This window comes from Streptomyces sp. NPDC037421 (assembly GCF_055602105.1).
In genome coordinates, this window is record NZ_JBVJWV010000020.1 from 13,296 (window position 1) to 34,855 (window position 21,560).

General features: G+C 72.7%; 15 protein-coding genes. 8 read left to right on the top strand and 7 right to left on the bottom strand.

All coding sequences use genetic code 11. From position 1 onward, the window contains the following. Positions 1–144: 144 nt before the first annotated feature. Positions 145–1,611: a PepSY-associated TM helix domain-containing protein gene (locus ACZ7IF_RS25435; protein ID WP_470975420.1), complete on the bottom strand. Its 1,467-nt coding sequence runs from the start codon at positions 1,609–1,611 to the stop codon at positions 145–147. Between the two features lie 76 nt (positions 1,612–1,687). Continuing rightward, on the bottom strand, positions 1,688–2,491 hold the full coding sequence (locus tag ACZ7IF_RS25440) for a hypothetical protein (protein WP_470975423.1): 804 nt from the start codon (positions 2,489–2,491) through the stop codon (positions 1,688–1,690). Positions 2,492–2,688: 197 nt separating this feature from the next. On the opposite strand from ACZ7IF_RS25440, the gene ACZ7IF_RS25445 reads away from it, so the two are divergent. The 3 genes from ACZ7IF_RS25445 (at position 2,689) to ACZ7IF_RS25455 (ending at position 6,217) form a co-directional block, all read left to right on the top strand. Next, positions 2,689–3,273, top strand: a complete 585-nt coding sequence (locus ACZ7IF_RS25445; RefSeq protein WP_470975426.1) for a rhomboid-like protein — start codon at positions 2,689–2,691, stop codon at positions 3,271–3,273. Positions 3,274–3,369: 96 nt separating this feature from the next. Further along, entirely contained in the window at positions 3,370–4,164 is a 795-nt protein-coding gene (locus tag ACZ7IF_RS25450; RefSeq protein WP_470975429.1) for a tyrosine-protein phosphatase, read from the top strand. 130 nt (positions 4,165–4,294) lie between these two features. Beyond that, positions 4,295–6,217: a hypothetical protein gene (locus ACZ7IF_RS25455; protein WP_470975432.1), complete on the top strand. Its 1,923-nt coding sequence runs from the start codon at positions 4,295–4,297 to the stop codon at positions 6,215–6,217. A 49-nt stretch (positions 6,218–6,266) separates the two neighbouring features. Here the strand turns inward: ACZ7IF_RS25455 and ACZ7IF_RS25460 are convergent, their stop codons facing one another. Continuing rightward, positions 6,267–7,397, bottom strand: a complete 1,131-nt coding sequence (locus ACZ7IF_RS25460) for a hypothetical protein (RefSeq protein WP_470975435.1) — start codon at positions 7,395–7,397, stop codon at positions 6,267–6,269. 34 nt (positions 7,398–7,431) lie between these two features. Continuing rightward, on the bottom strand, positions 7,432–8,970 hold the full coding sequence (locus ACZ7IF_RS25465; protein WP_470975438.1) for a hypothetical protein: 1,539 nt from the start codon (positions 8,968–8,970) through the stop codon (positions 7,432–7,434). Positions 8,971–9,302: 332 nt separating this feature from the next. Here ACZ7IF_RS25465 and ACZ7IF_RS25470 point away from each other — a divergent pair, with 332 nt between their 5' ends. The 4 genes from ACZ7IF_RS25470 to ACZ7IF_RS25485 are packed head-to-tail and all read left to right on the top strand — an operon-like array spanning position 9,303 to position 12,554. After that, on the top strand, positions 9,303–10,199 hold the full coding sequence (locus tag ACZ7IF_RS25470; protein WP_470975441.1) for a metal-dependent hydrolase: 897 nt from the start codon (positions 9,303–9,305) through the stop codon (positions 10,197–10,199). Further along, positions 10,196–11,239, top strand: coding sequence for a PDR/VanB family oxidoreductase (locus ACZ7IF_RS25475; protein ID WP_470975444.1), 1,044 nt, complete (start codon positions 10,196–10,198; stop codon positions 11,237–11,239). The genes ACZ7IF_RS25470 and ACZ7IF_RS25475 overlap by 4 nt, the downstream gene beginning before the upstream one ends. A 53-nt stretch (positions 11,240–11,292) precedes the next feature. Further along, positions 11,293–12,000, top strand: coding sequence for a TetR/AcrR family transcriptional regulator (locus ACZ7IF_RS25480; protein WP_470975446.1), 708 nt, complete (start codon positions 11,293–11,295; stop codon positions 11,998–12,000). 29 nt (positions 12,001–12,029) lie between these two features. Next, positions 12,030–12,554: a GNAT family N-acetyltransferase gene (locus ACZ7IF_RS25485; protein ID WP_470975449.1), complete on the top strand. Its 525-nt coding sequence runs from the start codon at positions 12,030–12,032 to the stop codon at positions 12,552–12,554. 63 nt (positions 12,555–12,617) lie between these two features. Here the strand turns inward: ACZ7IF_RS25485 and pulA are convergent, their stop codons facing one another. From pulA to ACZ7IF_RS25500, 3 genes are all read right to left on the bottom strand, one after another. Beyond that, the gene (gene pulA, locus ACZ7IF_RS25490) at positions 12,618–18,017 is read right to left on the bottom strand and encodes a pullulanase-type alpha-1,6-glucosidase (RefSeq protein ID WP_470975452.1); all 5,400 of its coding nucleotides are present in this window, start codon (positions 18,015–18,017) and stop codon (positions 12,618–12,620) included. 40 nt (positions 18,018–18,057) lie between these two features. Further along, on the bottom strand, positions 18,058–19,773 hold the full coding sequence (locus ACZ7IF_RS25495) for a carbohydrate-binding module family 20 domain-containing protein (protein WP_470975455.1): 1,716 nt from the start codon (positions 19,771–19,773) through the stop codon (positions 18,058–18,060). A 557-nt stretch (positions 19,774–20,330) separates the two neighbouring features. Next, positions 20,331–21,116 (bottom strand): alpha/beta fold hydrolase, encoded by a 786-nt coding sequence (locus ACZ7IF_RS25500; RefSeq protein WP_470975458.1) that lies wholly within the window; start codon positions 21,114–21,116, stop codon positions 20,331–20,333. Positions 21,117–21,283: 167 nt separating this feature from the next. On the opposite strand from ACZ7IF_RS25500, the gene ACZ7IF_RS25505 reads away from it, so the two are divergent. Then, positions 21,284–21,538 carry a hypothetical protein gene (locus ACZ7IF_RS25505; RefSeq protein ID WP_469113360.1) on the top strand — a complete coding sequence of 85 codons (255 nt, stop codon included), beginning with the start codon at positions 21,284–21,286 and terminating at the stop codon, positions 21,536–21,538. Positions 21,539–21,560: the final 22 nt, after the last annotated feature.

The window sequence follows — 21,560 nt, forward strand, 5'->3', positions numbered from 1 at the left end:
AGGAAACCCTTCTTCCCCCACCCCACCCCTTCCCGCCCCCACCCCCGACCCCCGGCCCCCGGCCCCCGAATCCCGGGGGGCGGGGGGGGGGGTGCCCCCCCCCCCCCCCCCCCCCCCCCGCCCCCACCGTCGTTCAAGCCCCCGTCAGGCGGCGGCGTCCGCCCCGCGACGGCGCGCGGCGAAGCCGGCGGCCAGGTCGATCACGAGGAAGGCCACCAGGCTGATCCCCAGCAGCGGGACGAACCAGCCCACGACCGCCGTCGCGCAGGCGAACGGCAGCAGCACGGTCACCGGCAGCTTGCGCCAGGCGCCGCGCGGCTGGGCACGGCCGACCGAGCGGCGGTTCTCCTTGGTGGGGCGGCGCATCCACCACATCCGGTAGCCCCACACGACGAGGAACATCACCGCGACGGCGAGGGCCGCCAGCGCGATCTGGTTGGCGATGCCGAAGGTCAGGCCCATGTGCAGGTCGATGCCGAAGCGGGTCAGCTGGGCGAGCAGCGGGTAGTCGGCGAAGCGCAGCGTGTCCATGACCCGGCCGTCGGCGGGGTCGACCGCGACGGAGTCCAGGTGCACCGGCAGCGTCTTGTCGTTCTCCTTGACGACGTATCCCTTGCCCTTGGCCGGCAGGGTCACGCGCAGGCTCTCGGTGATTCCGGCGGCCCGCGCGGCGTCCACCGCCTTGTCGATGCCGATGTCGGTGACGGGGGCCGGCGGGGGCATCTCCATGCCGTCGGTCATGACGTGCCCGGCGTGCTCGTCGCCACCGTCGGCGGCCGCGCCCGTGCCGGGCTTCAGCTTGGCGCCGATGGAGGGGGTGGCTCCGCCGAGCCGGTCCTGGAGCTGACCGATGTTCTCGCCGGCGTAGTTCGACCAGGTCAGGCCGGTCGCGGAGAGGCCGACGAGGCCTACGGTGGCCCACAGGCCGACGGTGCCGTGCCAGGAGAGCGTCTTGCGGCGGCCGGTGGCCTTGCGGTCGGGCAGGACGAGGTCGGCCTTGCGGGCGCGGCGGCGGCCGATCCACAGGGCGAGGCCGCCGAGGGCGACCACCCAGAGCCAGCTGGCGGCGAGTTCGCTGTAGTTGCGGCCGAACTCCCCGAGCTGGAGGCTCGCGTGGAACTCGCTCAGCCAGGCCCGCAGCGGCAGCGCGTCACCGGAGGTGGTCAGCTGGCCGCGCACGTCGGTCGTGTAGGGGTCGACGAAGACGGTGAGGGTCTCGCCCTCCGCGAGACCCGGCTTCTCCATGATGACCCGGGTGGTCGCGTCCGCTTCGGGCGCGGGCCACACGGCGAGCACCTTGCCCTCGGGGGCGGCGGCCCGGGCGGCCTTCACCTGGGTGCTGAGCGGCACGGCCAGTTCGCCGACGCTGTCGACGGTCAGCTCGTGGGAGTAGAGGATGCGCTCGGCCTGCCAGGAGCCGGCGTACAGCAGGCCGGTGGCGGCGGCGAGGAAGAGGAACGGGGCTATCAGCAGTCCCGCGTAGAAGTGCATGCGCAGGAGCAGCGGGCGCAGTGCGGCCCAGCCTCCGCCGGTGCGGCGGGCGGGCTTGGCCGGGGCTTCGGCCGCTTCGGCGTCCCGCGCGGGGCCGTCCTGAAGTTCGTCAAGGGACATGTCGGTCCTAGGGTTCGGCGAAACAGGGGGGATCGGCCCCGGGTTCCGCTCCGCCCAACGCCCAGGAGCGCGCCGGTCAGGCGCGCGCGGGGTGCGGAACTGGTGTCGCCGGTGCCGCTCCGGCCGGTGCGTGCGCGCGCGAAGGGGCGCACCGGCGGCCCGTGGTGACGCGGTGTGCGTTCGCGGCGGGGGCCGTCGGCCGGGCGGGGCTCTGGCGACACGGCCTCGGGGCCGTGCTGTGGGTGTCGCGCCACCCGGGCGGGCCGCGGCGGACCGCGGTGTGGGCGTGTACGGCTCCGCGCAGCCGGCGCGGGCGTTCGTACGCGGGGCGGTGCGCGGGCGGGGCCGGTTCGGGGGCCGGCCGGGTCCGCAGCAGCGCGAGTACGCGGGCGAGCGGCCGGGCGGCGAGCAGTGCGGTGGCACCGAGGGCCGCGGCGAGCCGGAAGACGGCGGCCTCGCCCCAGGCGAGCCAGGCGGCGCAGAAGACCCCGGCGAGGACGTGCGCGGCGATCATCCCGAGACCGCCGTGTCCCGCCATGCCGGCCATCTCGCCCATGCCGCCGGCCATGTCGCCCAGGCCCGTCGCGTCACCCGTGCCCGCCACGCCGTCCGCGGCCGCGGCGGTGCCCGTGGGGGCGTCCATCCGCATGCCGGGCACGTGGTGGTGTCCGGGCATCGGTTCGGGCGCGTAGGCCGGCGCGGGGGCGGCGTGGCCGTGTCCCGAGGCCTGGCCGGCGGAGAAGGCGAGGTGCAGAGCCCCTTGGACGGCGAGCAGCGCGGCGGTGATCCCGGCCGGTCCGCAGCGCCGTCCGGCGGCGGTCCAGGCGAGGGAGCCGGTCACGGCGAAGGCGGCCAGAAGACTACCGAGAGGGACATTCATCCCGGACATGTACGAATGCCCCACCGCACCCAATGCCACGCACACGGCCGCGAACATCGCGGCCCGCGTACCGCGCATCGGCGCAGGGGGTGGGGATTCAGTCATGTTCCGGTCATGGTCTCACGGGGCCCGCCGCCGCCCGCAAGAGGGCCGTATCCGATCATGGACCGGTGAATCCATCGCCATGGTCATGGTCATTGCCGCTGGGAGCGGCCTACGCGGGCGGCGTCCAGCTCGGCGCCCACGCCCTCGAACGGCTGGATCCGGCCGAACGGGAGCGGGTGCTGCGCGGCTGCTCGACGAACGTCGACAACCTCGACACCGGCCACTGGGAGACGCTGCTGAGCAGTGCCTTCGTGGTCGAGGAACCCATGCCGCTGCCGTACGCCCTGCTGCTGGTCGCGGTCCTGGGCTACGCGGAGTACGCGTACGGGGCGTGGTGGACGGCCGCCGTCTTCCTCTTCGGGCACGCCGCGGCGACCCTCCTCGTCTACGGGGCCCTGCGCCGCACCGCCGACCGGCAGACCCGCCGGGCCCTGGACGTCGGCACGAGCTACGGGTTCAACGCCGTCCTCGGCGCCCTGACCTCGGCGCTGCCGCGCGGGACGGTGCGCAACGCGGCCCGGGCGGGCCTGCTGGCCCTCGCCGCGCAGCCGGTGCTGCGGCGCGGGCGGACCTTCACCGACGCGGGCCACCTCGTGGCACTGGGTGTGGGGATAGGGCTGTCGGTCGCCGTCGATTGTCTTTCCCGATCGAACCATCGGAAAATCGCACATACCTGACCCAAAGGCCCGGAAACGGGACGGGCAGCATGAGCAATCAGCAGCACGAACAACACGAGCAAGCAGTCCCCGAGCCTCACCGCTGGAGCCGCCACGATGACCGCCACCCCTTCCACCACCGTCGCCAACCTCCGCGACCTCGGTGGCACCCCGCTCGCCGGCGGCCGCACCGTCCGCCCCGGCCTCGTCCTGCGCGCGGGCGCCCTCGACCGGCTCGACCTCGACGCCGACCCGGCGGTGGCGGCACTGGGACTGCGGACCGTCATAGACCTGCGCAGCGACGCCGAGCGGGCCGACCACCCCGACCGGATACCCGACGGGGTGCGGCTGCTGGTGCGCGACGTGCTGGCCGACAAGATGAGCGACCACCGCATGCCGGCCGCCGCCCAGCTCAAGGACCTGCTGGGCGACCCGGCGGTGGCCGAGGAGCACCTGGGCGGCGGCAAGGCCCAGGCCCTGTTCGGCTCCGTCTACCGCTCCTTCGTCAGCACCGGGTCCGCGCAGGCCGCGTACCGCACGCTGCTCACCGAGGCCGCCGACCCCGACGCGGGCCCGCTGCTCTTCCACTGCACCGCCGGCAAGGACCGCACGGGCTGGGGCGCGACGCTGGTCCTCTCACTGCTCGGCGCCGACGACGACACCCTGATGGCCGAGTACCTGTCGGTGAACCCGGCGGTCAAGCAGGCCTTCGCCCCGATGATCGAGGGCTTCATCGCCGCGGGCGGGGACCCGGACGTCGCCCTGGCGCTGATCGGGGTGTTCCCCTCCTACCTGGAGGCGGGCCTGGACGAGGTCCGCGTCCGCTACGGCTCGATGGAGAAGTACGTGCACGAGGGACTCGGCGTCTCCGAGGAGACGGTGGCGGCGCTGCGCGCGAAGCTCGTCGCCTGAGCGGTCCGGCCGACGGGCCGCACCCGGCGAAACCCCGGCAACCCGGCGCGTACACCTCGAAACCCGGAATTCGCCCGAACGGGTGCGCGAAGGCGGGTGACCATCCGACGATTCGCTCGTTCTGCTGAACGTGACTGCGCCGGATACCGCCACCCGCCCCCTGCCCCCCGACGTCGAGCAGGCCGAGGCCGCCATCGTCGAGCACTACCCGCGGCTGGTGCGGCTGGCCTACCTGGTGCTGCCGCCCGCCCTCGGCCGCAACCGGCGGGTGCTCACCGCCCACTCGCTGACCCAGCGGGCGCTGCCGCGCGGGCGGCGGGGCGCCGACCCGGCGGCCGTGCAGGGCGGGGTCCCGGCGCAGCGCGGCGGGCTGGGCGGGCCCGAGTCCGGGTACGCGTACGTCCGGCTGCGCGTGCTGCGCTCCGCCCTGGAGGCCGGGATCCCGCTGACCTTCAAGGCGCTCCCGCTGCGCGGGCAGCTGCCCGCGCTGCTGCCGCAGGTCTGGGGGCTGCGGCTGTTCCCGCGCGCGGGCGGGGCCGAGGAGCTGGCGCTGGACCAGTGGCTGGCCACCCTGAACGGCCCGGGCCGCGCGGCCTGCGTACTGCGGGCGCTGGAGGGGCTGGACGGGCCGGAGGTGCTCCGGGTGCTCGAGGAGGCCGGGGTCGCCGACCCGGCGGCGGCGGTCGCGGAGTCCGGGGATCCGGCGCACGACGGCCTGTTCGCCTCCCCCGAGTTCGACCCGTGCGTGCTCCAGGCCCGGCCCACCGACCTGCTGCGGCGGCGCCGGCTGGCGCGGGCCGGGCTGGCCGCGGCCGCCGCGCTCGCGGTGTGCGGGGCGCTGCTGGCGCTGCCGGGCGGGGGCTGGGGCTCGGACGGGCCCGCAGCTCCGCTGTACGCGCGCAACGCGGCGGCCGAACAGGCCCTGGACCCGGGGCAGCTGCTGCGGGTGGCGCCCACGGTGTGGCGTACGTCCTCCCGTACGGACTACTCCGCCTGGCCGGCGCGCGGCGACCGAGCCCAGGACGCGGAGCTGCTGCGCCGGGCGCTCGCGGTGTGGGCCCGGCCCGGCAAGGAGGTGGCGGTCTCGGCGACGCCGGGCACCCCGTCGGGGCCGCCGATGGGCCCGCCGCAGCTGCTCTTCGCGGGCACGGTCGACCAGGCCGTGGTGGTCCTGCTGCACGACGGGCTGCGCGTGGTCCGGTACGCCGAGCCGCGCAACGGGACGGCGGGCGCCGCCCTCGACTTCGCCCGGACCGACGGGGCGACGGCCGACACGGCGACGGCGCTCGTGCTGAGCCGGGTCGACGGCAACGTCCGCTACCTGACGGCCCCCTGGGTGACCGGGGCCGCCCTGCGCGACCTGCTCAGGCCCGGCGAGGATCCGGCCGCGCTGAAGCTCACCCCGGACGGGGTCACCCCGCCGGTGCTGGGCCCCGCCCCGAACGGCGACTGCACCAGCTGGAGCGCGCTGTCCCTGACCGGCGACGGCGCCACCCGGCTGGTGACCGACCTGGGCGAGCTGACCCCGGCCCGGCTGACCTCGGGCGCGCCCGGGGCCGCGCGGGACGTGACGGAGGCGGCGGAGCTCGGCGAGTGGTCGAAGACGGCGTGCCTGCTGCCGTCGGTGCGCTCGCACGGGGTGCGCTCCGTCAACGCCTGGACGTACGCGAAGCAGCCGCTGCCGGAGGGCGACGGGACGGCCACCTGGCTGTGCAGCCGGGCCGAGACCTGGCAGGGCACCGCGGACCGGGTGCAGGCCCAGTTCCTGGCCCCGGGCGCACCGCTGGCGGCACAGGCGGCCAAGGCGGAGGGCTCCCCGGCGTGCGGGCCGCGGGAGCCGCGGGTGCTGGCCGGGGTGCTGTGGAAGTCCCGCGCGGGGCAGTGGTACGTACTGGCGGCGGGCAGTGCGCAGTTCGCCTCGCTGTCGGCGTCGGGTGCGGGGGTGAGCGGGAGCGCGAACGGCAACCGGCTGGCGCTGAAGGCACCGGAGGGGGCGCAGGTGGACCTGTCGGGGAAGCTGACGGACGGCAGCAAGGCCGGGGCGCTCCGGTAGGGCCGGGTACTCCGGCGGCCGAAGCCCCCGGACCGAGGTGCGGTCAGCCTCAGCGGGACGTGCGGAGGGAGCGGGTGGATGCGACGTGCCGCGGTCCGGCGGTCGCGGAGGTGGCGGGCTCCGCAGCCGGGGCAGGGGCGTCCGCCCTGCATGCGGTCAGCGGCTCGGCGGTGCTCTTCCCGAAGCGGCAGGCGGTGGCCGTCAGCTGGATGGTGATGAACTCGGCGATCTGGCCCCCGTACTCGATGCGCCGGCCGCCGATGGTGATGTCTCCGACGGTGTACCCCTTGTCGAGCGGGACCTCGTAGACGGCGCGGACCGGATGTCCGGCGTCGCCCCGTACGTACTTCCAGTAACTCTTGGGGTCGGATCCGTCCGGTGTTTCCCAGCCGTCGGTGGCGAGGTCGCCGAGATAGAGGCCCACCGGGTCGGTCAGGGTGATGTCGGCCCCTTGCCGTGCCAGGGAGTTGACGCCCGCGCCGATGAGCGGGTCGCTGTTTCGGCTCGCATCGCCGTATTTGCTGCACTTGATCAGTTCGTCCTCGGCGGTGTACTCCCTGCCGTCGATCACCCGCCGGATGGTGGCTGCCGCCGCCAGTTGGATCTCGGCTTCGATGGTGTTGCTCTTCTGGATCAGGTGCATCGCGCCGCGGCTGGTCGAGTTGTTCCACGCATTACGGGGGTCGTATGTCTCCCCGTCGGGAAACAGGTCTCGTTCCGTGACGTCAGGACTGACATGCGTCCGGTAGAGCTCCAGGAGCTTGGCGCGGTTGTTCTCGGCGATCGACACCCAGTACTCCGGGCCTTCACAGGTGAAGGTGACGCGGGTGATCTTCCCTTCGGCGTTGCGGCTGACGCTCCACTCGCAGTACTCGTCCTGGACGTCACGGGTGGAGTCTGCGAGTTCCCAGGCCTGCGTGTCGGAGACGGAGGAATCCGCGACGGCTCGGGGGAAGGCGGTCCACCTGACCGGCACGTCCCGGGCGTCGTCGGATGTGGCGGTCTTGGTCGCGTTGTAGAACTGGGGCCGGGGACCGTCATGGAGCACCCCGTCGGCCGGGCCGGGACCTTCGATGGCCTCGTCGACGAATTGGCTGATCTTTGCGTGCCATTTCTTTCGGCCGTCTTCATCGAGGTCTGTCAGGTTTCCCGGGGGGTTGTACAGGTCGAGTGTGGCCATGGTGACTCCTCGGTCGGGGCGCATGCTTCCGTGCTCACTGATTCGGCGGGGCGAGTTCCTTGACAGTGCCGTCTTCGCACATCGCCAGGAGCGGAGCATTGCCGGGGATGTTGGTGTGCGGCGTCGTCAGGCAGAATTCGTGAAGTTTCATGCTGCGGAACTGCCTGCGCCGGGATTCAGCAAGCCGTATGTAGTCGTCGAAACCGACTTGCGTCTGGATGCGCTCCGCAACCACTTTCAGGTAGGCATCCACGCGCCGGGTGAAGGCGGTCGGCCATTCCTCATCAGAAAGGCGCCAGTGGGCGGCGAATTCGCCTTCCGGGCTCTCGGCGGGAAGATTCTTCCCCTTGACGGCCTCCGTGATCGATTCCGCGATCCGCTGACCGAGACCGGACCCATCAGTGGGACTGCCGGGAACGTACTTCATGAGCTGTTCCCGGGAGGGACTGAAGACGGGGTTCGGGAAATCGACCATGAGCATACATGCGGCGAACTTGGCCGAAAGCAGTCCAGTGCTCACCATCTGATTGACAACTTCGTTGTCCTCGAATGAGGCCTCGGGTACCACGAAGGCGAAGAAGGCGTCGCCCGGTTGCCGGAAGTCGCCTTCTCTGAGATGCAGGCCGAATCGGTCCAGGCTGTCGACGTATTTGTCAGCCGGCATGCGGGGCGGTGCGGCAGTCACGCGCAGGGACAGGTTGTCGAGGAGGGCCTCGGCGTTCAACCAGAATCCCATCGGGAGGACCAAGGGCGGGTCGGTCGGGGTGACGGCCCCGCTCTGGCTGTCGGTGGACGCGAGGTTGACGGTGGTGGTCGTCAGCAGCTGTCGCAGCAGGTGGTGCGGCGACATGACGACGCCGGTGGCGGTGACCTTGGCCAGGCGTGCCCTGGTCCACCGCCGCACCAGCGCCTTGACGGTCTTCTCCAGTTTCTCCGCACCGTCCACGCGGCCGTAGAGCGGGTCGCCCCTCAGCGGATCGGCGGGGTCCACCTGGATGGTCGCCCGCTGAGACTGCCAGTTCATCCAGGGTTCCTTCAGCTCCTTCATCACGACGCTGCCGTTCACGTGACTGTCGAAGCAGCTCTTTCCGCGGGAGTCCGGCTCCAGTGCGTCCCAGGAGTTGCCCGCCCACAACCAGGTGGGCCCGATCCGCATGTAGTAATTGAAGACTTCTTTCCGACTGTCCCAGGAAACGACCTGCAAGAACGCCTGTCCGGGATCACCCGTCGCCTGCGTGGCGACCAGCAGGTCCACTTCCCTTTCGCGCACTCTGTCGGTGATGACGAAGCGCATGTCGCGGTGCAGACCCGGCGCGGAGGCGGGTGCGATTTGACCCGCCTCGCTCACCAGGTACACCTGGCGTGCCGGGGGATCCCTTTCGGGAAATTTCGAGAGCAGCTCCTGGACCGTGAGAGGGAAGACACCGGCGCGGAAGAGATCAGCCATCGGGTCCCCGAACCCGGCCAGTTCCTCTGCACTCAGGATGCGCGCCTGGCGGTCCCTTCCCGCGACTCTGGCGTACAGCCGGCCCGGCTCCAAGGCGATGCCGCCGGCATCGCAGCCCTCCTCCATCGCAGCAGCGTCCAGGCCGGCCTCCCCAGTACCGCCGCGCGGCTTCCCGTCCGCTGTCGGCCGCCTCCACGCAGTGGCTCTGCGAGCCTGGTGAGGAGGTTCCTCCTGCATGGCAGTCCCCTTCCGACGGCGAGCTGTTCGCGCTTTCCCATCCCCCGTCACGGAGCCCCCGTCACGGCGACCGCACGCCCGTCACCCCGATGGCCCGGCTCCTGCCGCCGTGTGGGCCAGAGGGGGGGGCGGCCCGGGGCCGCGGCGGGGCCGAGGTGACCCTGATAATTGTCGACGGCGGAGGGGTTTTCCTGGCGGGTACCCGTCAGTACATTGACGCCATGTCTAATAGGCCGCCCGCCCCCGCCCCCGTGGCGTCGGAACACATAGACCTCGAACCCCGCAACGTGTCCTTCTCCTGGGAGGACACCCCGCTGCACTGGCTGCCCGGCGAGCCCTTCGCCGGGCACACCATCAACGTGCTGCACCTGCTGCTGCCCGCCGGTGAGCGCTGGTTCGTACACGTGTACAAGCAGGCCCTCCCGCACATCACGGACGAGCGGCTGCGGGCGGACGTCATCGGCTTCATCGGGCAGGAGGCGATGCACGCCGCCGCGCACGACGACGTGCTCCCCCACCTCAAGCGCCTCGGGCTGGACCCGACCCCCTACACCGCCCAGGTCGACTGGATGTTCGAGAAGCTCCTCGGCGACCGGACCCTCCCCCCGGGACGGGCCCGCAGGTGGTGGCTCATGGAGCGGGTCGCGATGATCGCCGCGATCGAGCACTACACCGCCTTCCTCGGCGACTGGGTGCTCAACGCGAAGGAGCTGGACCGGCGCGGCGCCGACCCGATGATGCTGGACCTGCTGCGCTGGCACGGCGCGGAGGAGGTCGAACACCGGTCGGTCGCCTTCGACCTCTTCATGCACCTGGACGGAAACTACCGCCGCCGGGTGCGGACCTGGGCCAGCGCCTTCGCCGCCCTGCTCTTCCTCTGGCAGCGCGGCGCCCGCTTCTTCGTGGAGAACGACCCCCAGCGGCCCGGCGCCAAGGCCTCCTACGGGCAGTTCCTGCGGGCAGGCCGCAAGGGCGTACTGCCCTCGGCCAAGGCGATGGCGCGGTCCATCCCGACCTACCTCTCCCGCACCTACCACCCCTCGCAGGAGGGCTCGACCGCCCAGGCGCAGGCCTACCTGGCCTCCTCGCCCGGCGCCCACGGCGGGGTGCGGCCGTGAGGCGGGCCCTGGCCGTCACTGCGGTGGCGGGGGCCGCCGTCCTGACCCGGCGCGCGCTGCTCAAGCGGATCGGCCGCTCCCCCCTGTGGCCGCTGCCCGCGCTGGAGAACCCGGTCTCCGGGTACTCGCCGCGCCGGGCGCTGCACGCCGTGCTCGTCTCGCGCACGGAGCCGGCCGAGGGGGTGCTGCGCCTGGTGCTGGAGTCCGACGAGCTGCCGGCCTGGACCCCGGGCGCGCACGTGGACCTGACGCTGCCGTCGGGCACGGTGCGCCAGTACTCGCTGTGCGGGGACCCGGCCGAGGCGGGCCGCTGGACGATCGCGGTCCGGCTCGTCGCCGACGGCCGCGGCGGCTCCCGCGAGGCGCACGAACGGCTGGTGGAGGGCATGGAGGTGCGACTGCGCCCGCCGCGCAACCGGTTCGAGCTGGAGCCCGCGGCCTCGTACGCCTTCGTCGCGGGCGGCATCGGCATCACCCCGATCCTGCCGATGCTCCGTGCGGCGACCGCGGCCGGCGCCGACTGGACCCTGCTGTACGGGGGCCGCTCGCGCGCCTCGATGCCGTTCCTGCCCGAACTCGCCGCCTACGGGGACCGGGTGACGGTCGCCGCCGAGGACGAGGCGGGCCTGCCCGACCTGGCCCCGCTGTCCGGGATCCGGCCGGGCACCCTGGTCTACTGCTGCGGCCCCGAGCCCCTGATGCGGGCGGTCACCGAGGCCGTACCGGACCCGGACGCGGTCCGGCTGGAGCGCTTCGCGGCGGCCGCCCCCGCCGAGGCCAAGCCCTTCACGGTGGAACTCGCCCGCACGGGAGGCACCGTGGAGGTCGCGGCGGACGAGTCCGCGCTGACGGCGGTGCGCCGGGTGCTGCCCGACACCCCGTACTCCTGCGGGCAGGGCTTCTGCGGGACCTGCCGGCACCGGGTGCTCGCGGGCCGGGTCGACCACCGCGACGAGCTCCTCACGGACGGGGAGCGCGCGGAATCGATGCTGCTGTGCGTCTCCCGCGCGGAATCGGACCGGCTCGTACTGGACCTCTAGCGGCGGGCCTTCACCCGTACGGCCCACCCCCGCACGGGAAGTAGGGTGTCGGCATGACAACCGGGGTGCGGCGCAGGATGGGTGTCGAGGAGCGGCGGCAGCAGCTGATCGGGGTGGCCCTGGAGCTGTTCAGCCACCGCTCCCCCGACGACGTGTCGATCGACGAGATCGCGGCGGCCGCCGGGATATCCCGCCCGCTCGTCTACCACTACTTCCCGGGCAAGCTCAGCCTGTACGAGGCCGCGCTGCGGCGGGCCGCCGACGAGCTGGCGGCGCGGTTCGTCGAGCCGCAGGAGGGCCCGCTGGGGCCCCGGCTGCTGCGGGTGATGGGCCGGTACTTCGCCTTCGTCGACGAACACGGGCCTGGCTTCTCGGCGTTGCTGCGCGGCGGTCCGGCGGCGGGCAGCAGCCGGGCCAACGCGATGATCGACGAGGTCCGGCAGGCCGCGTACGAGCAGATCCTCGTGCACATCGGCGTGCAGGACCCGCCGGCCCGGCTGGAACTGGTCGTACGGTCCTGGGTGTCGCTGGCCGAGTCCACGGCGCTGCTGTGGCTGGACGGGCGGCGGATCCCGCGGGCCGAGCTGGAACTCCAGCTGGTGCACGACTTCGCGGCGCTGGCGGCGGTGAGCGCGGCGTACGACGCGGAGATGGCGGGGATCCTCGTACGGATCCTGGCGGACGAGCCGGCCGACGGGCCCTTCGGGGAACTGGTCGGGCGGCTGGCGGCACTCGTGCCGGGGACCGGGCGGGGAGACTGAGCGCCCGCTCGGCTGGCGATAATGCCCGCGTGATCATTGACGACGGGATGTTGTTCCGGGCGGCCGGGGAGAAGGACGCCGCCACGCTGGTGAAGCTGCACGACCAGGCCGCCCGGTGGATGCTCGGCCAGGGGATCGACCAGTGGAAGCCGGGCGACAAGGACGCCGAGCACTTCCGCGCGCGGATGCGCGACGGTGAGGTCTGGCTCGCCGAGGACGCCGACGGGCGGGTCGTGGGGGCGTACGAGCTCTGGTGGTCCGACGAGGAGGCCTGGGGCGTGCAGCCGCCGGTGGCGGGGTACGTGCACCGGCTGATGGTGGAGCGGAAGGCCGCGCCGCCCGGGGCCGGCATGCGGATCCTGGAGCACGCCGAGTACCGGATCGCCCGGACGGGGCGGGAGCGGGCGCGGCTGGACTGCGTGTCCACCAACCCGAAGCTGCTGGCGTACTACCGGAGCGCGGGCTACCGGGTGGTCGGCGAGTTCCCCTCGAAGGAGGGCAAGGACGGCCGGGTGTACGGGGTGATCCTGCTGGAGCGGCGGCTCGACGTCTGATGTGACGCGGAACGGCGGTGCCGGAGTTCCCTCCGGCACCGCCGTGTCCTGGTCGTGCGGTCGTCAGCCGCGCTTGAACACCGCGACCGTGCGCGCCGGGGCGGTGAACTCCCCCGTCGCCGGGTCGTACGCCGAGCGCTTCACCGCCGGGTCCGCGCCCGCCGCCTGCACGGGGTGCAGGGCGTGGCCGGTGCCGGCGAGGGCGGGGACGCGCTGGCGCTGGTCGGCGGGGGTGGCGTTGAAGACCACCACCAGGTCGCCGAGGGCCATGGTGAGGACGCCCGGGGTCTCCTCGGGCCCGGACAGCGGGAAGGACAGCCGCTGCTGCACGGCCTCGGCGGTGGTGAGGGCGAAGGCGGGCTCCGTCGTACGGATCCGCAGCAGGTCGCGGTAGGCGGCGGAGGCCGAGGTGATCTCCGCGCAGCCGGGGGCCGGGCCGGTCAGCAGGGGCTTCGCGTAGGGCCACTTGGCGCGGTTGTCGGCGGCGGGCGGCAGGCCCCGGCCGAAGCCGTTGCCTTCGCGGCAGTCCCAGTGCAGGGCGTTGAACCAGTCGCCGCTGTCGAAGGAGTTGCGGTCCAGCGACTTCGAGCGGAGCAGGTCGGTGCCCGCCTGGGAGAGGGCCGGGCCCTGGGAGAGGGCGGCGGTGGCCATGGCGAGGACCTGCATGCGGGCCCGGTCGGCGGTGGGCGTGCCGGCGGGCAGCTTGTAGGCCAGGGCGTCGTACAGGGACTCGTTGTCGTGGGCGTCGGCGTAGGCGAGGGCGTCGCCGGGGGCGGCCGCGTAGCCGGCCGGGGCGCCGTTGTAGTCCACCCCGGCGCCCGTGGTGCGGCGGCCGGCGGAGTCCGTGAAGGCGTACCCGGCGAGGTTGCCGGAGAGGCCGACCTTCAGGAGGTCCTGGGCGTGCAGCAGGCGGGCGCGCTGCTCGGCCGGGGTTCCGTTGGCCGGGGAGCCGTTCGGGTCGGTGAACAGGCCGGAGGCGAAGCCCTGGACGCGGGGGTCCTCGTCGAAGGGGCCGCCGCCGCGCACGGCGTCGCGGGCGCGGTCGGAGAAGGTGGCGATGCCGGTGCCGGCCATGTTCTTCTGCGTGGCCTGGACGAAGCGGGCGTCGTCGGCGACCTCGCCGAAGTTCCAGCCCTCCCCGTAGAGGACGATCTTCTTCCCGTCGACCCCGTCCTTGGCGACGGTCAGCTCGTCGAGGGCCTTGCGGACGGCGAGGACGTTGGCCTTCGGGTGGTGGCCCATCAGGTCGAAGCGGAAGCCGTCGACCTTGTACTGCCTGGCCCAGGTGACGACGGAGTCCACGACGAGGCGGCCCATCATGGCGTTCTCGGGAGCGGTGTTGGAGCAGCAGGTGGAGGTGGCGACGGAGCCGTCGGCGAGGAGGCGCTGGTAGTAGCCGGGGACGATCCGGTCGAGGACCGACTTGTCCGACTGCCCGGCGGCGACGGTGTGGTTGTAGACCACGTCCATGACGGTGCGCAGGCCGGCGCCGTTCAGCGACTGGACCATCCTGCGGAACTCGACGGTGCGGGCGGTGCCGTTCGGGTCGCTCGCGTACGAGCCCTCGGGGACGGTGTAGTGCAGCGGGTCGTAGCCCCAGTTGAACCCGTCCTTCGCGGCGGCCGCGGCCGTGCAGGCCTGCTGCTCCTCGGAGTCGGGGGCGTGGGCCTTCAGGTCGCAGGCGGGTTCGGTGCGGGCCTTCGGGTCCTCCGGGACGGTCCCGAAGTCGAAGGCCGGCAGGAGGTGGACGTACGAGGTGCCGGCGGCGGCCAGCCCGCTCAGGTGCCGCATGCCGGCGGAGCCGGTGTCGGTGAAGGCCAGGTACTGGCCGGGGTGCTTGCCGGTGGCGTCCGCGATGGAGAAGTCGCGTATGTGCAGCTCCTGGATCTGGGCGCTCGCGAAGGGGACGGGCGCGGGCTTGCGCAGTTCCTTCCAGCCGGGCGGGGCGAGCTTCGGGTCGGCCAGGTCGACGGCGAGGCTGTGGGTGGAGTCGGTGGTCAGGGCGGTGGAGTAGGGGTCGGTGACCAGGTTGCGGACGATCTGGCGGGTGCTGGGTGCCCAGACGGTGACGGCGTAGCGGTAGGGCTTGCCGGTCCAGGAGCGTTCGCCGCGCGCCGACCACACGCCGGTGGTGTCGTCGCGGCGCATGGGGTGGGTGCGGCCGTCGATTTCGAGGGCGACCTGCTGGGCGGTGGGGGCCCAGACGGAGAGGGTGGGGCGGCCGTCCTTGAAGACGGGGCCGAGCGGGCTGTCGTTCGCGTACAGGTCGTCGAGGACGCCTGCGAGCTGGACGCCGGTGGCGGCGAGGACGGCTCCGTTGGCGGCGCGGGCGCTCGCGACGAGCTGGCCGCGCAGGGCCTCGCGTACGCGGTCGCGGTCGCGGGGGTCGACGGTGTGGGCGGTGTACGCCGCCAGGTGCGGGAACTTCTGCTTCTGGGCGGGGGTGAGGGCGGAGCGGTTCAGGCGCAGCCACTGGGCGCCGGCTTCGTGCAGGACGCCGTTCGCGGTGGTGATGCGGCCCTCGCGGGAGGCGAGGAGCTGGAGGGAGGCGGCGGTCTGCGGGGCGTTCCAGGCGAGGGTGTCGCGGTCGATCCAGACGGCCTCGGCCTTGGTGAGGTCGAGGGCGGCGGAGGAGCCGGCGGGCTGCGGGAGGAGGTACTTCTCACGGCCGCCGAGCATCCACACCTCGTGGCCGGTGGCCTTCAGGTCGAGGGACTGGTCGGCGGGGAGGTCCTTCTCGTCGCCCTTGTGGAGGATGTAGCTGAGGCTGGTCGCGCCGGGGGCGAGGGGGACCTCGTAGACGGCGCCGTAGGAGTCGGTGCGGGTGGGCGCGAGGGGCTTGGACCAGTCGGTGGGGGTGGCGGCGCCGGTCCAGACGTGCAGGCCCCAGCCGTCGTGGGCGCCGTCGGGGCGCTGGTAGTGCAGGACGGCCTTGGCCTGGTCCTGGGGCGGGTGGGCGGGGCGGTCCGTGCGGGCGGGTTCCTTGCCCTGTTCGAGCCAGATCTCGCCGGTCTTCGTCAGGTCGAGGGTGCGGTCGGCGGCGACGTCCTTGTTGCCGTCCTTGTCGATGACGAGGTAGCCGAGGGAGGAGGCGCCGGGCTTGAGGCGGACGTACGCGAAGGCGCCGTAGGCGTCGCGGCCGGTGAAGGGGTGTCCCTCGGGCCAGGGGGTGGTTTCGCCTTCGGCGAGGTCGCCCCAGGCGTACAGGCGCCAGTTCGCGTAGTCGCCGTCGGGGCGGTTGTAGTGGACGACGGCGTAGTCGCGCTGGATGGCGGTGGGGGGCGTGGGCGGCGGGGTCCGGCCGGTGGCGGACTCGGCGAGGGCGGACGCGGTGCGGCCGGCGGAGTCGACGGCGACGGCCTTGTAGCGCAGGGGCGTACCGGCGGGGGTGGCCGCTTCGATGGTCTGGGTGACCTTGTAGGGGGCGTGGTCGGCGGAGCCGAGGACCTGCCACTTGCCGGTGCCGGTCTGCGCGGCGAAGACGACCCGGGTGAGGGCGCCGGGGCCGCCGCCCGTGACCTCGGCGGACAGCTCGACGGTGCCGGTGGCGCCGGGGGCGGGGGCCTTGAGGGTGAGCGCGGGCTTGGCCGCGGGGGCGGGCAGGGGGGCGGCGGCCTGGAGGACGGTCGTGCCGAGGGCGGGCAGGTTCAGGGTGAGCTTGCCCGCCGGGGAGGCGGTGACGGGGGCGGGGGCCGCGTAGGGGGTGCCGGCGGGGCCGGTGGCTCCGTACAGGGGGAGGTAACGGGCGCCGGGCGGAGCGTCGACCTCGACGGTACGCGCGGTGCCGCTGTTGTTGGCGGCGACCAGGTACTCGGTACGGGACTTGGGGTCGGTGCGGGCGAAGGCGTACGCGGAACCATCGGCGAGGCGCTCGCTCTGGATGCCGTCGCGCAGGGCGGGGTGGGCCTTGGTCAGCTTCGAGAGAGCACTGATCTGCATGTAGAGCGGGTGCTCCGGATCGTAGGCATCGCTCTCGTGCGTGCGCGCCGTTCCGAGCTGGTCGTCGTCCAGGTAGTCGGCGACCCGGGTGGCGAACAGGGGCGCACGGGCGTCCTTGTCACCGCCGGAGCCGGTGAAGCCCTGCTCGTCGCCGGAGTAGACCACCGGGTTGCCCCGGGAGAGGAACATCAGCTCGTTGGCCAGCCGGTAGCGGTCGAGGAGCTCGCGCTCCCCCGCTCCGGGCCGGTCCTGCTTCAGAAAGGAGGCGAAGCGGCCCATGTCGTGGTTGCCGAGGAAGGTCACCTGCTCGTAGGCGTTGGCCTTGTCGGAGCTGTACTTGTAGTCGTCGGCGAGTACGGAGCCCAGCCGGCCGGCGGGCGCGCCCTGGGAGGCGTACGCGCGGATGGCGTCCTGGAGCGGGAAGTCGAGGGTGGCGTCGAGGCGGCCGCGGGTGACGTAGGGGGAGGTGACGGCGGTGTCGGCGGAGTACACCTCGCCGAACATGAAGAAGTCGGGGCGGCCGCGCTGGGCGGCGTACTTGTCGAGGGCGGTGGCCCACTGGGTCCAGAAGCCGGTGTTGACGTGCTTGACCGTGTCGATGCGGAAGCCGTCGATCTCGTAGTCCTTGACCCACTTCTCGTAGATCTTCTCCATCCCGCTGACGACCTCGGGACGCTCGGTCCACAGGTCGTCGAGGCCGGAGAAGTCGCCCTGCCCGGAGGACTCCCCGGCGAAGGTGGAGTCGCCCCGGTTGTGGTACATCGCCGGGTCGTTGAGCCAGGCGGGGACCTTGAGGTCCTTCTTGCCCTCGGGCACGAAGGGGGTGCGGGGGAAGGAGCCGGACCCCGTCGTGGGGAACTTCCCCTTCCCGTCGCCGCGGCCGTCGCCGTATTCGGAGTCGTCGAAGGGGACCCCGTCCTTCGTCAGGTAGGGGAACGCCCCCTTCGACAGGTACTCGTGCGAGCCCTCGCGGTAGTCGACGACGTCGGCGGTGTGGTTGGTGATGACGTCGAAGAAGACCTTCATCCCCTTCCGGTGCGCCTTGTCGATGAGCCGCTCCAGGTCGGCGTTGGTGCCGAAGTGCGGGTCGACCTGGGTGAAGTCGGTGATCCAGTAGCCGTGGTAGCCGGCGGAGGCTTCCGCGCCCTTGCCCTGCACGGGCTGGTTCTTGAAGATCGGCGCCAGCCAGATGGCGGTGGTGCCGAGCCCCTTGACGTAGTCGAGCCGGTCGGTGAGCCCCTTGAGGTCCCCGCCCTGGTAGAAGCCCTTGTCCGTCGGGTCGAGGCCGGTCTCCAGGCGGCCGCCGGTCAGCCCGCCCCGGTCGTTGCGCGGGTCGCCGTTGGCGAACCGGTCCGGGAGCACGAAGTAGAACTGCTCGCGGGTCAGGTCGTGCCGGGCGGGCTCGGCGGCCAGTTTCGCGTCCGGCGGCGGTGCCGGGGCCCGCACGGCGGCGGCCGCGGGGAGGGCGGGCAGGAGCGTCACGGCCAGGGCGGCGGCGACCGCTCCCGCGGCGGGGCGTATCAAGGGGTCTCTCCTCGGAGTCGGGCGGAGGTGCCGGAGTGCGTCAGTTGCGCCAGGTGTCGGTCAGCGTGACCTTGCCGTTGGCGGGGACGGTGGCGTTGCGGTTGGCCCCGCTCTCCCAGGTGACGTTCCCGGAGGCGTCCTTGCGGACGTACTTGTAGGCGAAGGAGGTCCCGGCCGGGAGGCTGACGTCGAGCTTCCACACGGGGTAGGCGGCCGGGTCGAGCTTGAGGGCGGCAGTGGTGTTCCAGCCGCCGAGCTCGGGGCGGTCGCCGGTGACGTAGACGTCCTGGCCGGGGACGGTGGTGGCGCTGACGGCGAACGAGGCCCCGGCGGAGGACGACGGCGCACAGCTGCGGGCGCCGACGTGCAGGGCGAGGGCGGTCTGCGGCTGGAGGGTGGCGGTGAACCGGCCGCCGGAGTCCACGCTCACGGGGCGGCCGCCGCTCTGCACGTCGCAGTAGGTGCCGGCGGGGAGGGAGGTCTGGAAGGTCCGGGTCAGCGCGCCCGCCTCGTGGTTGACGGCGACGTACGCCTTGGCCCCGCGCCCGAAGGCGATCTGGTCACCGCCGTTGTCCCACCAGTCGGTGACGCCCTGCCCGCGGGCGGCATTGCGGAAGCCGACCATGGAGGAGATCTCCGGCCAGGCGTGCTGGCACTTCCACCCGTCGGAGTAGCAGGCGTTCACGGTGCCGCCGCCGGGCGGGCCGGCGTCCTTGTCGGTCCACTCGTACCCGGAGTGCACGTCGGGTGAGCCGTAGGGCCAGGCCAGCATGAACACGCTGGCGAGGGTGTAGTCGGAGCCGTTCTTGTAGTTGAGGGTCTCGCCGTTGCGCTCGGTGTCGTGGTTGTCGACGAACACCCCGGACTTGCCGGAGGCCATGTACCCCCAGGCCTCCCCGAAGTTCTTCAGGTGGGCGAGGTTCTCGCTCTGGAAGACCCGCTTCAGGTCCCGGGCGTACCGGAACTCCTGCACGTCACCGGAACCGAGGTACTCGGCCGGGCCGACCGCCTCCCCGGCCCCGTATATCGCCTCCTGCTTCCAGTACACGGAGGGGTTGTTCAGCCGGGACTTGATGTTGGCGAGGTCGGCGGCGGGCATGTGCTTGGCGGCGTCGATCCGGAACCCGTCGACGCCGAGGGAGAGCAGGTCGCCCAGGTACCCGGCGATCCGCCCGCGCACGTACTCCTCGCCGGTGTCGAGGTCGGCGAGCTTGACGAGTTCGCAGTTCTGGACGTTGGCCTTGTCCTGGTAGTTGGAGATCTCGGCCCGGCAGTCGTCCATGTCGGCACCGGAGTAGAGCCCGGGGTAGGAGTACTTGCCGTACGCGGACCCGCCGGTCCCGGTGAGGACGGCACCGGGGTCGGCGGGGCCGGCCATGTGGTTGATGACGGAGTCGGCGACGACCTTCACGCCTGCGGCGTGGCAGGTGTCGACCATGCCCTTGAAGGCGGCCCGGTCCCCGAGCCTCCCGGCGATCTTGTAACTGACGGGCTGGTACGAGGTCCACCACTGGGACCCCTGGACGTGCTCCTGCGGCGGCGACACCTGCACGTACCCGTACCCGGCGGGCCCGAGGCTGTCGGTGCACGCCCTGGCGACATCGGCGAACCGCCACTCGAACAGCACGGCGGTGACGTCCTTCTCCCCGGGCGGAGCCGCCGAAGCCTGCGGCGCCTGGGCGGTGAGCGAGGCGGCGGCGAGCGCCGCCGTCGCCAGCGCGGCTCTGCCGGCGCGCGCGGATACGGATCGAGCCATGTGGGGGGCCTCCTGGCGGGAAGGTGTGGGGTTGCACGCGACCGTAGGGGGCGCCCAGGAGTGTTGCAAGAGTTTGCGCAAGAGATTGCAGAATTGTTTCCGGCGGGTAGCACCGCGATCTGGGGCGCGGAGTCCTACCGGACCGGATCAGGGAGGGTTTGGGGGTTTCCCGTCAGTCCCACCGACCTTCCGGTCCGGGCCGGCCCCTCAAGGGCGCTCCCTTCGGTCGCGTCACGGCCCAAGGGGAGGGGACGGCCGTGTCAGCGACGAGGCGAGGGGCCGGGCCTTGGCAGGCCGGGCATCCGGGCGGCCTTGACCCCTGCTCCAGCACTGGAGGCCCGGCTACCTGCACCACCTGCCGATCAGAGCGACCTGCGGAGCACCCAGGCGCAGCAGATCGCTACGCGCTCCTCCCGGCTTGGCGTCCGGCGGTCGTCTTGGGCTGATACCCGCACCGAAGGACGGCCAGAGGGCCTCCCGGACGCGGCAGGCGCGGCGGATCGCCACGCGCTGCCCTCACTTCGGCGTCTGCGGGTCACCGATCGCGGGCTCTCGCCCTATCGGGCGAGGAACGGGGCGAGCTGCGCGGCGAGTTCGGCGGGCGCGTCCAGTGCGATGAGGTGGGCGGCGGTGGGGAATTCGACCAGGGTCGCGCCGGGGATCTCGGAGGCGTAGCGCCGGGCGATGTCCTGGAAGTCGGCGACGTCGAGCTTGCCGACCCCGACGAGCGTGGGAACGGAGATGGCGGCGAGGTCACCCGTCCCCGCGCCCCGTGCGTGCTCGTCACGGACTGCCATGTTCACCAGCGACGTACGCATCGGCTCACGAACGCGGTCGGCCAGGCCGACGGGCACATCCGCCCACGCTCGCGCCGGTCCTCGCAGCCACATGTCCAGGTTGATCTGCGTGGCGGCGTCCACGTCGCCCGCGGCCAGGGCCGCCGTCTCCGCCCCGTCGTACGCGTGCATCTCCGCGGACCAGTCGTAGCCGGGCCAGGGCGCGGCGAACAGCGCCAGGGAGTGCACCCGGTCGGGGTGGGCGAGGGTGAAGTCCACGGCCACGCGGCCGCCCCACGAGGCACCGACGAGCCGGACGCGGTCGTGGCCCAGGTGTTCCAGGAGGCGGCGGAGGTCGTCGGCGTCGCCGTACGGGCCGGCCGGCGGGGCGGATTCGCCGAAGCCGCGCAGGTCGTGGCGGATGACGGTGTACCGCTGCGCCAGGCCGGGCACGACGGCGTCCCACATCCGGTGGTCGGCGACACCGGCGTGAACGAGTACGACGGGCGGCCCGTCACCTGCGACGACGTACGAAAGGTGGCCGAGATCATCGGCAAGTGTGATCATCCGCAGATGCTTGCACGCACCACCCGACCAGCGGAACCGCAGGAGGGCGAAACGATACAGCTGCGGGCATTGGAGTGAACGGCCGTTCCCAGCCCCGCTCGCGGACGGTTGGACCGGCCGACGCGCGGACCGACCGGCGCGTCCCTCCATTGATCCTTAGGGGAGTCATGCGTATTCGTTCCGCTGTCACCGCGTCCGTCCTGGCTGCCGGCATCCTGCTCGGCGGGGCCGGTGCCGCCCTGGCCAACGACGGGGTCGAGATCGACTACTTCGACGGTGGCCGCAAGGGCTACTCGTCGAACTGCACCTCCTTCGCCGCGGTGCCCCACAACCTCCCGGCCTTCGCCGGCCCGGTCTACCACTCCAGCTGTGTCAAGGAAGGCGAGAAGGAGTGGGCGGAGGGCTCCCACCTGGGCGCCTGACCCCGGAGCGGCCCGGGGGGGC

Excerpts from the sequence above, each read along its gene's own strand:
- ACZ7IF_RS25435 (WP_470975420.1), bottom strand. The coding sequence starts at position 1,611 with ATGTCCCTTGACGAACTTCAGGACGGCCCCGCGCGGGACGCCGAAGCG.
- ACZ7IF_RS25440 (WP_470975423.1), bottom strand. The coding sequence starts at position 2,491 with ATGAATGTCCCTCTCGGTAGTCTTCTGGCCGCCTTCGCCGTGACCGGC.
- ACZ7IF_RS25450 (WP_470975429.1), top strand. The coding sequence starts at position 3,370 with ATGACCGCCACCCCTTCCACCACCGTCGCCAACCTCCGCGACCTCGGT.
- ACZ7IF_RS25460 (WP_470975435.1), bottom strand. The coding sequence starts at position 7,397 with ATGGCCACACTCGACCTGTACAACCCCCCGGGAAACCTGACAGACCTC.
- ACZ7IF_RS25465 (WP_470975438.1), bottom strand. The coding sequence starts at position 8,970 with ATGGAGGAGGGCTGCGATGCCGGCGGCATCGCCTTGGAGCCGGGCCGG.
- ACZ7IF_RS25470 (WP_470975441.1), top strand. The coding sequence starts at position 9,303 with ATGTCTAATAGGCCGCCCGCCCCCGCCCCCGTGGCGTCGGAACACATA.
- ACZ7IF_RS25480 (WP_470975446.1), top strand. The coding sequence starts at position 11,293 with ATGACAACCGGGGTGCGGCGCAGGATGGGTGTCGAGGAGCGGCGGCAG.
- ACZ7IF_RS25495 (WP_470975455.1), bottom strand. The coding sequence starts at position 19,773 with ATGGCTCGATCCGTATCCGCGCGCGCCGGCAGAGCCGCGCTGGCGACG.
- ACZ7IF_RS25500 (WP_470975458.1), bottom strand. The coding sequence starts at position 21,116 with ATGATCACACTTGCCGATGATCTCGGCCACCTTTCGTACGTCGTCGCA.
- ACZ7IF_RS25505 (WP_469113360.1), top strand. The coding sequence starts at position 21,284 with ATGCGTATTCGTTCCGCTGTCACCGCGTCCGTCCTGGCTGCCGGCATC.